At 39.3% G+C, this 15,569-nt stretch carries 12 protein-coding genes; 9 read left to right on the plus strand and 3 right to left on the minus strand.

Going from position 1 to position 15,569, the window contains the following annotated elements:
• The first annotated feature begins 3 nt into the window (after positions 1 to 3).
• The 4 genes from FN809_RS16585 to FN809_RS16600 all read left to right on the plus strand — a co-directional run bounded on the left by FN809_RS16585 (position 4) and on the right by FN809_RS16600 (position 3,877).
• On the plus strand, positions 4 to 1,158 hold the full coding sequence (locus FN809_RS16585) for a 1-deoxy-D-xylulose-5-phosphate reductoisomerase (RefSeq protein WP_185957599.1): 1,155 nt from the start codon (positions 4 to 6) through the stop codon (positions 1,156 to 1,158).
• A 131-nt stretch (positions 1,159 to 1,289) separates the two neighbouring features.
• On the plus strand, positions 1,290 to 2,603 hold the full coding sequence (gene rseP, locus FN809_RS16590) for an RIP metalloprotease RseP (protein WP_142534654.1): 1,314 nt from the start codon (positions 1,290 to 1,292) through the stop codon (positions 2,601 to 2,603).
• Positions 2,604 to 2,642: 39 nt separating this feature from the next.
• Entirely contained in the window at positions 2,643 to 2,846 is a 204-nt protein-coding gene (tatA, locus tag FN809_RS16595; protein ID WP_142534655.1) for a twin-arginine translocase TatA/TatE family subunit, read from the plus strand.
• A gap of 599 nt (positions 2,847 to 3,445) precedes the next feature.
• Positions 3,446 to 3,877: a universal stress protein gene (locus FN809_RS16600; protein WP_142534656.1), complete on the plus strand. Its 432-nt coding sequence runs from the start codon at positions 3,446 to 3,448 to the stop codon at positions 3,875 to 3,877.
• 74 nt (positions 3,878 to 3,951) lie between these two features.
• Here FN809_RS16600 and FN809_RS16605 read toward each other — a convergent pair whose 3' ends face one another.
• Positions 3,952 to 4,698, minus strand: a complete 747-nt coding sequence (locus tag FN809_RS16605; protein WP_185957600.1) for a toxin-antitoxin system YwqK family antitoxin — start codon at positions 4,696 to 4,698, stop codon at positions 3,952 to 3,954.
• Positions 4,699 to 4,916: 218 nt separating this feature from the next.
• Here FN809_RS16605 and rnr point away from each other — a divergent pair, with 218 nt between their 5' ends.
• The 5 genes from rnr (at position 4,917) to FN809_RS16630 (ending at position 10,711) form a co-directional block, all read left to right on the plus strand.
• Positions 4,917 to 7,079: a ribonuclease R gene (gene rnr / locus FN809_RS16610; RefSeq protein WP_142534658.1), complete on the plus strand. Its 2,163-nt coding sequence runs from the start codon at positions 4,917 to 4,919 to the stop codon at positions 7,077 to 7,079.
• A 181-nt stretch (positions 7,080 to 7,260) separates the two neighbouring features.
• A complete protein-coding gene (locus tag FN809_RS16615; protein WP_142534659.1) occupies positions 7,261 to 7,860 on the plus strand; it encodes a TetR/AcrR family transcriptional regulator in 600 nt (199 codons plus the stop codon).
• Positions 7,861 to 7,946: 86 nt separating this feature from the next.
• Positions 7,947 to 8,864, plus strand: coding sequence for a homoserine O-acetyltransferase MetA (gene metA / locus FN809_RS16620; protein WP_142534660.1), 918 nt, complete (start codon positions 7,947 to 7,949; stop codon positions 8,862 to 8,864).
• A gap of 123 nt (positions 8,865 to 8,987) precedes the next feature.
• On the plus strand, positions 8,988 to 9,365 hold the full coding sequence (gene gcvH, locus FN809_RS16625) for a glycine cleavage system protein GcvH (RefSeq protein ID WP_142534661.1): 378 nt from the start codon (positions 8,988 to 8,990) through the stop codon (positions 9,363 to 9,365).
• Positions 9,366 to 10,072: 707 nt separating this feature from the next.
• Positions 10,073 to 10,711 (plus strand): hypothetical protein, encoded by a 639-nt coding sequence (locus FN809_RS16630; RefSeq protein WP_142534662.1) that lies wholly within the window; start codon positions 10,073 to 10,075, stop codon positions 10,709 to 10,711.
• Positions 10,712 to 11,232: 521 nt separating this feature from the next.
• On the opposite strand, the gene FN809_RS16635 is transcribed toward FN809_RS16630, so the two are convergent.
• Together FN809_RS16635 and FN809_RS16640 are read right to left on the minus strand one after the other, a co-directional pair.
• Positions 11,233 to 13,050 carry a glycoside hydrolase family 15 protein gene (locus FN809_RS16635; protein ID WP_142534663.1) on the minus strand — a complete coding sequence of 606 codons (1,818 nt, stop codon included), beginning with the start codon at positions 13,048 to 13,050 and terminating at the stop codon, positions 11,233 to 11,235.
• 9 nt (positions 13,051 to 13,059) lie between these two features.
• Positions 13,060 to 15,264, minus strand: a complete 2,205-nt coding sequence (locus FN809_RS16640; RefSeq protein ID WP_142534664.1) for a bifunctional alpha,alpha-trehalose-phosphate synthase (UDP-forming)/trehalose-phosphatase — start codon at positions 15,262 to 15,264, stop codon at positions 13,060 to 13,062.
• Positions 15,265 to 15,569: the final 305 nt, after the last annotated feature.

The following is a 15,569-nucleotide window of genomic DNA, read 5'->3' on the forward strand; positions in this document are numbered from 1 at the left end:
CACATGAAAAAAAGGGTAGCCGTTTTAGGATCCACCGGATCTATTGGCTCACAGACTTTGGAAGTTATATCCCAACATCCGGATAAGTTTGAAGTTGAAGTTTTAACTGCCAACAATCAGATTGGTAAATTAGTGGAACAATGCCGTACATTTTTACCCAATACGGTAGTGATAGCTAACAAAGCCAAGTACCAACAGTTACAAGATGCCTTGCACGATCTCCCTATTAAGGTGTATGCCGGCGAACGTTCCGTAGCACAAGTAGTAGAAATGAGCACGGTGGATATAGTACTCACGGCTATGGTAGGTTTTTCGGGTCTGCTACCTACCATCAATGCCATTAAAGCCGGTAAAGCCATTGCGTTGGCCAACAAAGAAACCCTTGTGGTAGCCGGCGACATAATCACCCAACTGGCCGCACAAAATAAAGTACCCATCCTACCTGTCGATTCGGAACATTCGGCTCTATTCCAGTGTCTGACAGGGGAATTTCAAAATCCTATCGAAAAAATTTACCTGACAGCTTCGGGCGGACCTTTCAGAGGAAAAGACAGCGTATATTTAAATAATGTTACTCCGGAACAAGCCCTAAACCACCCTAACTGGGAAATGGGTAATAAAATTACGATTGACTCAGCCAGCATGATGAATAAAGGACTGGAGGTGATTGAAGCAGCTTGGTTGTTTGGATTATCACCAGCGCAAATCGATGTGATTATTCATCCACAAAGTATTGTGCATAGTATAGTGCAGTTTACCGATGGCTCAATGAAGGCACAGATGGGCTTACCCGACATGCGCGTACCGATTCAATACGCCCTCACCTACCCCGAGCGATTTACCTCCGATTTTCCACGTTTTAACTTTATGGACTATCCCCAATTAAATTTCGATAAACCAGATTATAAAACATTCCGCAACCTGGGCATTGCCTACGATGCCATGCGGACGGGGGGAAATATGCCCTGCGTAATGAATGCCGCCAACGAAGTAGTAGTAGATAAGTTTTTACAAAATAAAATAGGTTTTTTGCAAATGTCGGATATCATCGAAAAAACAATGACAAAGGTAGATTTTATCCAAAAACCAAGCATCAACGATTATTTTGAATCCGATACTGAGGCGCGGGCAATTGCCCATGCCCTCATTGGATATTAACCTTTTAGCCTGCTATCATTGAACGTAATGTACACCGCCAAGCCAACTGATAATCATATCTTTGCAATTAATACTTTTTTACTGTCAAAAAAGAAATATATTTGTAGCTTCAAAAAAATTAAATAATTTAAATGGATTTTGTTATAAAAGCGGGGCAGTTACTCTTAAGCCTCTCAATATTAGTTATATTACATGAGTTTGGCCATTTCTTTTTTGCCAAGCTTTTTAAAACCCGGGTCGAAAAATTTTATCTCTTCTTTGATCCATGGTTCTCACTTTTTAAATTTAAAAAAGGTGATACAGAATACGGTATCGGATGGCTGCCTCTGGGTGGCTATGTAAAGATATCGGGCATGATAGACGAATCTATGGACAAAGAGGCACTTAAGGAGGAGCCCAAACCGTACGAATTCAGATCAAAGCCTACTTATCAACGCTTATTAATTATGATTGGAGGCGTTTTGGTAAACTTTCTGCTGGCCTTCTTTATTTTTTGGATGGTTTTATATAGCTATGGCGAGTCCTATGTTAATGTTGAGGATGCAAAATACGGTCTGGCTTACCACCCTTTAGCGCACGAAATTGGATTGAACGATGGCGATGTGATAACCCACGTAGACACCTTTAAGGTGAAATCGGTTCGCGATATACCTTCACATATATTATTGGAAGAGGCGAATCATCTTACGGTGAAAAGAGCCGACTCCACTTTTGTGCTGCCTATCCCCGAAGATTTTGGTAAGAAACTTTTGGATCAAGAAGTGAAAACCCTGGCTCAGATCAGAATGCCTTTTGTGATTACGAATGTGCTCAAAGGAGATAATGCGGATTTGGCAGGTATAAAAACTGGCGATCGTATTGTTTCTATTAACGGACAGGAAACCCCGTATTTTACGGAAGCAACAAAACTATTTGCCCAAAATAAGGACAAAAGAGTTGATATTGGGCTAATACGTAACAATACCGACACCACTGTTAGGTGCGAAATTTCAGACAAAGGCCTCATTGGGGTACATGCTAAAGTCGATTTTTTTGAAGAAACCGTTACCACCTACGGTTTTTGGGAAGCCCTGCCCGCCGGGGTATCCAAGGGAATAAATACCCTGGTGAGCTATGTTAAGCAGCTTAAACTGGTATTTTCCAAAGAGGGGGTAAAGCAAATTGGGGGCTTTGGTGCAATTGGCGGTTTATTTCCGCCAACATGGAACTGGGGAGCTTTCTGGGAACTTACAGGATTCCTTTCTATCATTTTAGCATTTATGAACATACTACCCATACCGGCTTTAGATGGTGGACACGTATTATTTTTAATGTACGAAATGGTTTCGGGACGTAAACCCAGCGACAAATTTTTAGAATATGCCACTATTGCCGGCATGGTACTGTTGTTCAGTTTGCTTATTTTTGCCAACGGAAACGATATATTTAGAGCATTTTTTAAATAAGTGCTTTTTAATTGCTATTTTTGATAAAAATAAATTGTTATGGAATTAAATTCAGTTTACATCTGCGGCTTCATGGGAGGCTATGAGTGGATTTTAATAATCTTAGTGGTTGTGTTACTTTTTGGTGGTCGCAAGATTCCTGAGCTAATGAAAGGTTTAGGTCAGGGCATGAAAGAATTTAAAAACGCGCGTAACGAAAACGATAAAGAAGAAGACAAGAAAACTTCAGAAGAGAAACAATAAAATTTGTCGTCTAAGGTCTTTGAACAGTACAATAGAAAGGCTGTTCCCATGTTAAGGGAGCAGCTTTTTTTTATGTTTTAGCGCTATCTTACAAGATGCACAATCATGTACATCGACTTTACCATTTATACATATACAACAATAAAAAGCAAGCATATTTAATTTTACTTGGGTTTTTTCGTTAGCATTTATTAACTTGTGGTTATAAGAAAAGACCACAATCTATTTTAACCCCGCTACTCCCCAAAGAGTGAAACTGAGCTCCGCCGCAGCATGTTATTTTTTCTTTAGGGCATGGAGCTCATCCCAAAGGGGAGTTTAACTATAGAACGTTTTTTATATGAACTATCGTACGGTATGCTTACACGAGAAAAAAAAGTAGGATAAATTTACCCGTTGTTAGAAGGTACAAAACGAGCCCCCGAAGGAGGGGGCGGGCTATATGGTAATTGAAAAAATAGGATCCTATGAAACGAGCCCCGAAGGATCGGGGCTGGCTATGCGAATTCTTCACACACTACCTGTCCCACCAAAGCGGGAAGGGAGGTCATTTATGGCGAGTCCCATCAAATACCAATAAAGGATAAAATTTATATGAGATGAAAAACATTTTGGTAGCAGTTGACTTAAAAGAAGGTACAGATAAAGTATTGACGATAGCCTCCGACCAGGCTCGGCAGTTTAAAGCAAAACTATGGATTGTTCACATTGCGGCTCCGGAACCTGATTTTGTAGGCTATCAAGTTGGTCCGCAATACATTAGGGACATGAGAGCTACCGAACTTAAAGGACACCACCGGAAATTAAAAAAACTGTCGGACGAGCGCTGTGCAAATGGTATAGATGCCGAAAGTTTACTGATAAATGGTGGCACCGTTGAAATGCTAACGGCAGAAACAGAGAAACTCCATATTGATTTGATAGTGATAGGACATCACAAACACGGATTTATACACAAAACTTTTTTTGGCCAAACAGATGTATCTTTGATAGAAAATACACAAGTGCCTACCCTTATAGTTCCAAACTGATGCAGTACCAAAGAAAAAGCAAAGAAAGGATATGATATGCCAATAAAAACAGCAGAGATATATCCCTTTTATGCTTATTGCCCATCCACGGGATTTCCATTTTTATAGTTGGTAATCGAAATCATTGTGCCTTCTTCATTGTAACAATACCTTTGACCGCTAAAGAGATTTCCTTTTACAAAAAAGCCTTTCTCTTGTATGCGTCCATCCAAATTATAAATGGTATGGTTTCCGGTGCCTGTAAACTTGAGGCCTGTTTTCTCATGCGCAGGCATGGGTTCTTTGATTTCAGCAAACTGTCCGTTTTCAAATATTTTCTCCTGAACTAATACCCCATCCTGGTCAAACACCTGCAGCGCACCTTGGGTTTTACCATTATCCCACTCCCCCTCGTACATAGGATTACCATTACTATAAAAATAAGTCTGTTTGCCTTCTCGTTTACCTTCCTTGTTATAAACCCAATCGTACGCTACCTGACCCGATTCAAAGTAATACTTATAGCTTCCTTCCCAATGGTCAACCTGCCAATTACCGGATTCTCGCAGCGTTCCGTCCTCGTAATAAAAGCGCGCCTCTCCCCTAGCCTCTCCGGCTGTAAAAGTTATTTCGTATTTTAAGATATTGTTTTTAAAATAGGCTTTCCATACGCCTTCTTTCCTATTGTCAACATACCGGCCTTCTTCCACCACAACACCATTTTTTTCAATTATCCAATGCCCCTGCTTCATGCCCACAGCATCTGTCATGTTAACCTGCCCTTTACCCTCTCTATCTTTCTGGGTATTGCTACTACCTCCTTCTACATGCAGTGTTAGCATTACAAAGCAACATGCAATTTTAAGTATGTATGGTACGATAGAATACATGGCTTTATCCGATTATAAAAGAATAGTGTAATTCGTTATACGCCATTTGCCTTGTCAAGGTTATAAATAGAGCCATAAATATTAATCATTTAAAAAATAATAATAACACGAAAATGCAGAAACAGCGGTAAAATTGTTACTTTGCAAATACTAAATAAAACTTTATACCCATGAGCGGGAAGAAAAAAACAAAAAAGAGAAATAGAGGATTAAAAAAAAATCAAATAATAGGTCTTGTTCAAGGCATATTTACCAATAACCCCAAACGGACTTATAACTACAAACAAATATCGGATTTACTCGAGTTAAAAAAGGCAACACTAAAACAAACTGTGGTTGAGGTGCTGTACGAACTTTTAGAAAGTGGTTTTTTAACAGAGGTAGCCAAAGGAAAGTTTAAACTACTCTCACGCGGCGCTTTTATAGTGGGCACGGTAGATACCACCAGCTCGGGTACCGCCTATATTGTGCCTCAGGATGGCATTGGCGACGACGTATTTGTGAGTCAACAAAACCTAAAAAATGCCCTTAACGGGGATTTGGTGAAGGTACAGATTTTTGCAAAAAAACGCAGAAGATCAGTAGAGGGCGAAGTAGTAGAAGTGCTTGAGCGAAAACGTGACACTTTTGTAGGAACAATAGAAATATCTAAAAATTTTGCCTTTTTGGTGACCGATAAAAAGGTGATGTTCCGAGACTTGTTTATTCCCTTAAATAAACTGAAGGGTGCCAAGTCCGGGCAGCTGGCCGTAGGAAAAATAACCGATTGGGATGATTATAACAAAAATCCTTTTGGTGAAATAATTGACATACTGGGCGACGCAGGAGAAAATAACGCCGAGATGCACGCCATTTTGGCTGAGTTTGACTTGCCCTACCGCTATCCCGAAAAAGTTATCCAGGCAGCCGAAAAGATAAGTGACAAAATTGACGAGAACGAAATTCAAAACCGCCGCGACTTTAGGCCGGTACCTACATTTACCATCGACCCCAAAGATGCCAAAGACTTTGACGATGCCCTTTCGTTGCAACAACTACCCAACGGCAATTGGGAAGTAGGGGTGCACATTGCCGATGTTACCCATTACGTAAAGCCCAATACCATTATCGACAAGGAAGGCTACGATAGAGCTACATCCGTGTATTTGGTGGATAGGGTGGTACCCATGTTACCCGAGCACCTGAGTAATAACCTTTGCTCCTTGCGCCCAAACGAAGAGAAATTGTGTTTCTCGGTTGTTTTTGAAATGGACCATCAAGCCAACTTGCTCGACACCTGGTACGGTAAAACCATTATTTTAAGTAACCGTCGCTTCAGTTACGAAGAAGCACAGGAAATTATAGAAACCGGCCAGGGCGACCATAGCGAAGAGATAATTACACTTGACAAATTGGCCAAAGGATTGCGTCAACAACGCTTTGCCAATGGTGCCATTTCGTTCGAGCGCACGGAAGTCAGGTTCGACATTGACGAGCAAGGCAAACCGCTCAACGTATATTTTAAAGAGATGAAAGATGCCAATAAAATGATAGAAGAATTTATGCTGTTGGCTAATAAAAGGGTAGCTGAGTATATAGGTAAAAAGGAAATTTCAAAGGGCAAAGGCAACAATCCAAAAACATTTGTTTACAGGATACATGACAACCCCGATCCCGACAAATTCGAGAACTTTGCCCGTTTTGTGCGCAAATTCGGCTACGAAGCTATGCCCATGGGTGAGGAACGTATAAGCAGCTCCATCAATCGTCTGTTGCAACAGGTAGAGGGTAAAAAGGAGCAAAACATTATAGAAACGCTGGCTATACGAACCATGGCCAAGGCCTCGTATTCAACAAACAATAAAGGACACTACGGTTTGGCCTTTAAGCATTATTCGCATTTTACATCGCCTATCCGTCGTTATCCCGATATGATAGTTCACCGCCTGCTTCATTCGTATTTAGAGGGTGGCAGATCGGCCAATGCCGAAAAACTAGAAGAAGAATGTAAGCACTGCTCCAAAATGGAAGTAAGCGCTGCCGAAGCCGAACGCGCCTCAATTAAACTAAAACAAGTTGAATTTATGAAAGAACATGTTGGCAGCCAGTTTAGTGGTGTTATATCAGGCGTTACGGAATGGGGATTCTACGTTGAGTTGGATGAAAATAAATGCGAAGGCATGGTTTCCATACGCAACCTCGACGATGATTATTATCGTTTCGACGAAGAAAACTACTGCATAGTGGGTAGAAGGTACAATAAGAAATATCAACTCGGCGATCCCGTAAACATACTTGTAGCCAAGGCAAATTTAATTAAAAAACAGTTGGATTTTGAACTGGTAAACGATTGATAAGGTACACTTGACTTATCGAACTTTTGCGGCACGTCTGCTTATTTTCCTATGCCTAAAAGCATTTCGTTTCGACCCGAATTTAAAAATAAGCACCTTGTAATATATATTAAGAGGCTAAAATCTTTTAAGTACTGTGCTATTTTATTACATTTGCAAATAAAGAAAACCCAAACGCCATATGACAACAGAAAACCTAAATTACAACGAATCTGTAAGGGTTTCGATATTGGAAGCTGCACAGACCTTGTTTGCCAAGTTTGGCTACAAGAAAACTACCATGGAAGACATTGCCCTGGAACTGCACAAAGGAAAAAGCTCACTGTATTATTATTTTAAAAATAAAGAAGAAATATTTCAGACTGTAATCGACAAAGAACAGGGAGTGCTCATAGATAAGCTGCAACAAGTTGTTAATTCGTCGCAAAAGCCACAAGAAAAAATGAAGGACTACGTTCTTACCAGAATGAAGACCGTCAGTGAATTAGACAACTATTTTAAAGCATTAACCGACGAAAGATTCGGAGGCATCGAATTTGTTAAGGAGGTGAAGGAAAACACCGAAAAGGCCGAAGTTAATATGCTGGAGCAGATTATCAATGAAGGCATAGATGAGGGCACTTTTCAAATGAAAAATGTGCATCTCGGTGCCATGGCTATCGCGCTCGCTCTAAAAGGTATTGAGTTACCCATGTTTTTGGCCTCAAACAAATACGAAGACATGGTTGAGCACTTACAAAATACACTCAACATTTTATTTTATGGCCTGATAAAACGGTAAAATGTCATTGTTAATACTTTTTTAAGGCCGTATTTTTACGGCCTTTGTTGTTCTTAATACTTACACCGTATTAAACATTTAATATCATGCCCATTAAAATTCCCGATAAACTGCCGGCACGCAACGTACTGGAAAGCGAAAATATTTTTGTAATGGACGAATCACGTGCTGTGCAACAAGATATTAGACCGTTAAAAATAGTAATTTTTAACCTGATGCCGCTAAAAATTACCACCGAAGCTCAAATTATGCGCGTATTATCCAATACGCCTTTGCAAGTGGAAGTGGATTTGTTGATGACGCGTACCCACAGCCCAAAATCGACACCTAAGGAGCACCTGACCAATTTTTACAGGACTTTTGAAGAGGTAAAGCGCAATAAATACGACGGAATGATTATCACCGGGGCGCCCGTTGAACATTTAAAGTTTGATGAGGTAACCTATTGGGACGAGTTGAAAGAAATTATGGAGTGGAGCCGACGTAATGTTACCAGCACCTTACATATTTGCTGGGGTGCACAAGCCGGTTTATACTACCATTACGGTATCCCAAAACACAACTTAGGCAGCAAGCTCTTTGGCGTTTTTGAGCACAAAGTAATGGACAATAAAGAACCCCTGGTACGTGGTTTCGACGATATATTTTATGCACCACACTCACGCTTTACCGGCATTCGAAAAAAAGATATTGATAAAGTGCCCGGTTTAAAAATCTTAGCAGAGTCAGACGAAGCCGGAATACATATGGTTATTTCGCCTGATAAACGATTGATATTTATTACCGGACATGCCGAGTACGATCCGTTTACCCTGCGCGAAGAGTATTTCAGAGATCTGAGCAAAGGTGAAGATATTGCTATCCCAAAAAATTATTTTCCTAACAACAATACAACCAGCGAACCCGAGGTGCGATGGCGAAGTCATGGCAGTTTAATGTTTACCAATTGGCTCAATTACTATGTGTATCAGGAAACACCATATAACTTTAATGAGATTAATTAAGGCATGCTGTGTGTCGGTTGGCTAACACCCCCGAGCCAATAACGATAAAACATGATATTTACCATGCCTTAAAAGTGATTTTTGTTTTAATTTTGATGATATTAATTTTTTAAAAACAGACACATGAACATTCCCGAAAATTTGAAATACACAAAAGACCACGAGTGGATATTGGTGGATGGTGAAATAGCCACGGTTGGCGTTACCGATTTTGCACAGGGTGAGCTGGGCGATATTGTTTTTGTTGAAATTGAAACCGAAGGTGAAGATTTAGATATTGAAGAGGTTTTTGGCACCATTGAAGCTGTTAAAACCGTATCCGATCTTTATATGCCCATAACAGGAACCATTACAGAGGTGAACCCCGAACTGGAAGATAAACCCGAAATTGTAAACAAAGACCCTTATGGCAACGGTTGGATGGTAAAAATAAAAGTGAAAAACAAAGCCGAAATTGACAACCTGCTCACCGCGGAACAATACAAAGAGCTGATAGCGTAGTAATTTATCGATTATAATATTAGATGTGAGCAGTAACTCACACACTAAAAGGATACCAAAGCCCACAGAAAAATCTGTGGGCTTTTTTTTGGTAGTGGTAATCGTTTAATAATTTACCGTTGGTTTTCTATTTTTATTTTATTTTACTTTGAAACACACTTTGCACAATTAACAATAAAATACTACAAACCCCGAATACAAGTATTATTTGTTAGATAAACGCAAATCATTTTTTTACGAAACAGATACTAAAGGCAGTATTTGAATATTTTGAAGCCAAGTAAAAGTATGTACGGGGATAATTTAAAAAGACATCTCTCCCCGTTAACGAAGAAAGGTGTCCAACTGATGGTTTTAACCGGGAGTTACAGCTCCCACAAACTTTACACAGTTCTAAAAAACTTAGCATACTAATTATTGCTATTATTTTTAGTGATGAGCTTTTTATTGGATGTGAAGATGCCGTAAATGAAATAAAAGTAAAGCAAGAAAATGATAATGCCATAGAATCACATTCCAATATCGAAATTACAATTGAATATGGGTATCTTAACTTTACATTAATAGAGGCATTTAACGCGTACTTTCAAAAAATTGAAAGTGCTTTAAATAATGATATTTTGTTAAAAACTTCATCAAAAAGCATCATAAAAAATAGATGATTTTGGACCTCTGGTAAGATTTTGTGTAGGGATTAATTTAAAACAATGGTAAAAAAAGTTTTTGTTTGCATAGCTATTTGCTTGGCATGTTCAAGCTCCGGTTTAGCCCAGCTCACTTACAGGTTGGAGATAGGTGTAGGCGGAAGTCCGTATATTGAACATGGTATTGCCAAAACAGTTGCCGGTGGCATAGGCTACAGTTTTTTTGAGGAGCTGACGGTATTTGGTGGCTTAAATTTATTTTCGCAGAGAAGTTATGTTTTTTCATTTGAAGCAGAAAGTGACCTTGCAAAACGGGAAGAAAATAAGACAGAAAACTTTACCTCTTTTCTTTTGCAAGCAGGTACACATTATTCAATTACCCTAAAAAGTTTTACCGAAAACAAAAGTCAATGGGAATATAAACGCATAGGTGTTTTTCCGGAAATAAATACATACTTCAATCCTCATTTGAATCGCAAGTACAAAGCTGCAAATGGCCAGGAGTATAAAGCCCCATCCACAACACAATTGTCCTACGGCTTTGGGGGAGGTGTTTTTTATGGTTCTTGGAAAATGTATTTGGCATTAAAATATGAATGCAATACCATTGATAACCTGGAGTCCGTGCGCAAGCTTGCTCCTACTTTGGAGAAAAGCAATACTTTCAATCATGTGGTCAGTTTGGTATTCGTATTTCGATAGTAATGCTATACTTAGCTAACGTAAAGTGGGAAAACAACCTCTCCAATATCGCAAAGAATACTTACAAAAATATTGAAGTCGTTAGAAAAATTAACTGTCTGCCGAATTAAATACCTACTTTAATTCTAAATTGAATCGCAAGTATAAAGTCCCAGCATGCCTTCTGCTTAAAAACAGATGAACTGCTGGAACTTCGCTCAATTGTTATTTCCCCTGCATTGCTTGCCTGCAGCACATTGATCTGTCCGCCCCAGTCTAGGTTTATTTTTTTCTCACCTTCAGATTATCTCCTTAATCCATTGCGTGCTGCTCCAACATTAACCCTTTTACTTAGGCAATAAGATGGTTGACCACCTAGGCCATACGGATAACAACAATAAAGTGGCTCCGGTATTTTAGTACTCCGCTAAAGGCATGGCAAAATATCCATCGCCGGTAGCAACAAAAATAAAACCCGACAGCCAGTATACTGATACCTGTCGGGATGAGTAGTTATTTAATCAGACCTTTTACTTTCGTTTTTACAATACTTCTCTATGTATGGCTCTTTTTAATATTTCATCATCCGTTATTTGGCCTCCTGATAACTTAATTGCTGTATCAATGAGTGCCAAGTGAGAATAGGCTTGCGGAAAATTACCCAACAAACGTTTAGATTTAAAGTCGATATCCTCGCTATAAAGTCCTAAATGATTGGAGTAGGATAACAATTGGTCAAACATTTGTTTGGCCTTCTCCTGTTCACCGATGGAATATAAACTATTGATCATCCAAAAAGTACAAATGGTAAAAGAAGAGGAAGGCAAGCCAAAGTCATCTTCATTTATATAACGATACATCAGTCCATCTACACACAATTCTTTTTCGATGGCTTTTACGGTTAATTTGTATTTCTCGTCGTCTGCATCAATAAAACCATAGGGTTCCATTAAAAGATTGGCCGCATCCTGATACTCCGATCCGTAAAACTGGGTAAAAGACTTGGTTTTTTCGTTCCAGCCATTTTTGTATATGTCTTCTTTTATGGTGTTGGCCAAGGGCACCCACCACTTCAAATACTCCTCTTTATTAATGATTTTTGCAATAGAAATAGCCCGGTCGATAGCCACCCAGCACAGCACTTTTGAAAAGGTAAAGTGCTTTTCTTCGGCACGAATCTCCCAAATGCCCTTATCTCTCTTATGCCAGTTGTTGGCTACAATTTTTACAATGCTTCGGGCAATAGTCCATAAGTTTTCGCCTGTTTCAAGTGTGGTGTCAAAAAGCCTGAAATGCTGAAGAATTACATCCATCAACACCCCATAGATATCATTTTGCTTTTGAATATAGGCTGCATTTCCGATTCTAACCGGCTTAGAATTTTCATAACCCGCCAGATGTGTCAACTCTTTTTCGGTGAGCACTTTTTCCTTGTTGATACCATACATAATTTGTATTTTCTCATCTTTGTCGGGTATAATATCAACAATAAAATTGATAAACCTTTTCACCGTGTTCAAATGCCCCAACTTGGCCATTACCTTAATTACCATCGAGGCATCCCTAATCCAACAAAAACGGTAATCCCAGTTGCGCTCCTCGCCAATCGTTTCTGGCAAAGAAGTGGTAGCTGCCGCCAATACCGCTCCCGTTTTATCGTAACTCAACATTTTAAGGGTAAGGGCACTTCTTAATATTTCGGGCTGATATTTTGTAAATGTAGTTATTTCACCTGTCCAATCGAGCCAGTACACCTTGGTTTTACACAACTTTACAAATTGTAAATCAACGGTTTGCGTAAGTAACTTTTGGTTATAACTAAGCAACACAAAAGCATCTTTCTCCAGGGTAATCGTAGCCCTGTTCACGATATCGTTTTTCGAAAAATCGGTATATAGATAAAGTGAATCGTAGTATCCTTCCTTGGTAAAACTCTTTATGCAATCGTCCTTTACAATTACTCCGGTTTCAAATTCTGCGTATTCGAGCCTGGCATCGTAATCAATTACAAACTTGGGTTTACCCGACAGGTGCTTAAAATAGCGAATCACATCCGGCGGATTATAATAACCGGTTCCTTCTAATTTGTATCTGGGCATAAAATCCTGCACCTCAAATGCGCCTTCCTCGCTTGAGAATTTGGTACAAAGTATACTTGTATTTTTTAAGTAACGTTGTTCAATCTTATAGTTTTCACTAACATTTATTTTAAAACTGCCTCCTTTTTCCTGATCTAATAAGGCCGCAAATATGGTGGATGCATCAAAATCGGGTAAGCTGCACCAATCAATTGATCCTGTTTTAGAAATTAATGCTGCCGATTTACAATTTCCAATAATTCCGTAATCCAAATTATTCATTCTAATAATTTACTTCGTTAATAATTTATTTAACAAACTTCTGACTTCTTTATAATTACCCACATAGTACTTTGCCGCCGACCTGTCGGTGCCCACTTTAATGGTGATTGACTCCTCCGGTAATGCTTTAAACAGGTACTCATCAGTCCAATCGTCGCCCATGGCCATAATAAAGTCATAGCTGCCATCATGTATATACTCCAATGCAGCGGATCCCTTGTTGATTCCGGCCACTTTAATTTCAATCACTTTGCTGCCTTCCAATATCTCCAGATCCTGATTAATGATGAGGTTGGACAAATCGGTGGTGAGCTCCAAAGCACGCAATGCACCCAGCTCTACATCTGCTTTTCGATAATGCCATACTAAAGAGTGCGATTTTTCCTCGATAATACTCCCGGCCGTTCTATCCATATACGATTCCAACACCGGCCTGATATTTTCTTTCCAATTGCTTCGTGTGTTGGTACGCTCTTTCCATTCTCCATCTTTATCTTTTGTCCAGGCACCATGTTCGGCAATAAGCGAAAAGCCGGAGTCGCCAAACCACTCGTTTAAGGTAACTTTATCGCGTCCGCTGATGATTACTAATTCCGTTTTGTCATCCAAATGCGATTTCTTTAGCAATTGCAACAACTCTTTGTCGGGTTTGGCATCGCCCGGAAGGCTAAAGAATTTTTGCAATGTTCCGTCATAATCCAAAAACAACAATCTACTTTTGGCTTTTTGATATTGGGATAAAAATTTTTCGATATTTTTTCCCGACACTTTACGTGCCTGGTTTATTTCCTGCTTTTTACTGGTCTTCTCCAAGTTATCCATAAAATCAGAGGCCCATTTATGCACGTCGTATCTTTTAATGCGCTCTTGCATCGTGTGCATTGCATTCGTTTGGTCGTCCTGATCCATGGTAAGGGCTGCGTAAATAGCATCCGACACCGCTTTTATATTAAATGGGTTTACGGATAAGGCCTCGCCCAGCTCCTTTGCTGCCCCCGCCATCTCGCTTAAAATAAGTACTCCCTTATGCCCTGCTTTTGTGGCAATAAACTCTTTGGCCACCAAGTTCATACCATCTCGTAAGGGCGTTAACAATCCAATATCTGCCGAGCTGTACAATTCTATTAAATTATCGAATGGTAACGAACGATAAAAATAAATAATAGGGTTCCAACCCAGGGTTCCGAATTCACCATTTACTCCCCCCACAAGTTCTTCAATTTCTCTTTTTAAATTTTGGTACTGCTCCACATCTTCACGTGAAGGAACAGTGAGCATTAAGAGCGATACTTTTCCCCTAAACTCGGGATGATCCGTCAAAAACCTTTTAAAAGCGTTAATCCGATGCGGTATGCCTTTTGTATAGTCTAAACGATCAATTGACAGGATGAGTTTTCGATTCGGCTCACCCATCAAAAAACGATCTATCTCCTGATGCTGCTTCGAGCGTTCCTGTATGGGTTTACTTTGTACTTCAAGCGCTTTACGCTCAAATTTTTCGTAATCGATACCCATAGGAAAAACATCCACATACACATGCCGACCGTCCATCGAAACCGTATTAAAATCAATATCGTGCCCTAACAAGCGTTTTACCGAACTTATAAAATGACGGGCATAATCGTAGGTATGAAATCCTATTAAGTCGGCACCTAACATGCCACACAAAATTTCCTCGCGCCAAGGTAAAATCCTTATAATTTCGTACGAGGGAAAAGGAATATGCAAAAAGAAACCTATGCGTATATCAGGTCGTTGCTTCCGAATCATTTCCGGAACCAAAAGCAACTGATAATCGTGAACCCAAACGGTATCACCTTTTTTGGTGTGCTTTAAAATTGACTCGGCAAACATTTCATTTACCTTTTTATATGCGTCCCAATAATCCTCTTTAAAAGAAGCGTACTCGGTAAAATAATGAAACAGGGGCCACAATGTGGCATTACTAAAGCCATCGTAGTAATTCTCTATCAAATCGCTTTCCATATAAAGCGGAATACAGTGTTCGTCCGAAAGCAGTTTTTCAATCTTTTTTTTATCCTTGCTGTCGTCAACATCTATGCCGGGCCAACCTATCCATACGCTGTCGTTTTTTTTATGATACGATTTTAAACCTGTAGCCAGTCCGCCGGCACTGGGCTCAACGGTAAAGTCACCTTCTACTTCATTAATTTTTACAGGCAGGCGATTTGATGCGATAATTAATCTATCCATGGTATTGTCTATGATCTTGTTTATAACTTATGTAGAAATTAACTCATAATGCTAAGATAATCAAATTAAGATTTTTAACCAGTCTTTTTGCGTTTTAATAGATACAAAACAGGCCTTACGCGAGTTTAGAAAAAATTCCTTATTACAAAATTCGTATATTTGTTGTATAGAAACTATTTTTGATGCTTTCTATAAAAGATGAACCTATACTTGACATAAAAGTTTAATAAAAAAAGCAACCACTTAATAAACATTTTTATAAAACAATAAACATTTTTATTATTCTAACTCCATTGGTACTTATA

It is taken from the genome of Saccharicrinis carchari, assembly GCF_900182605.1.
Classification (GTDB): Bacteria; Bacteroidota; Bacteroidia; order Bacteroidales; family Marinilabiliaceae; genus Saccharicrinis; species Saccharicrinis carchari.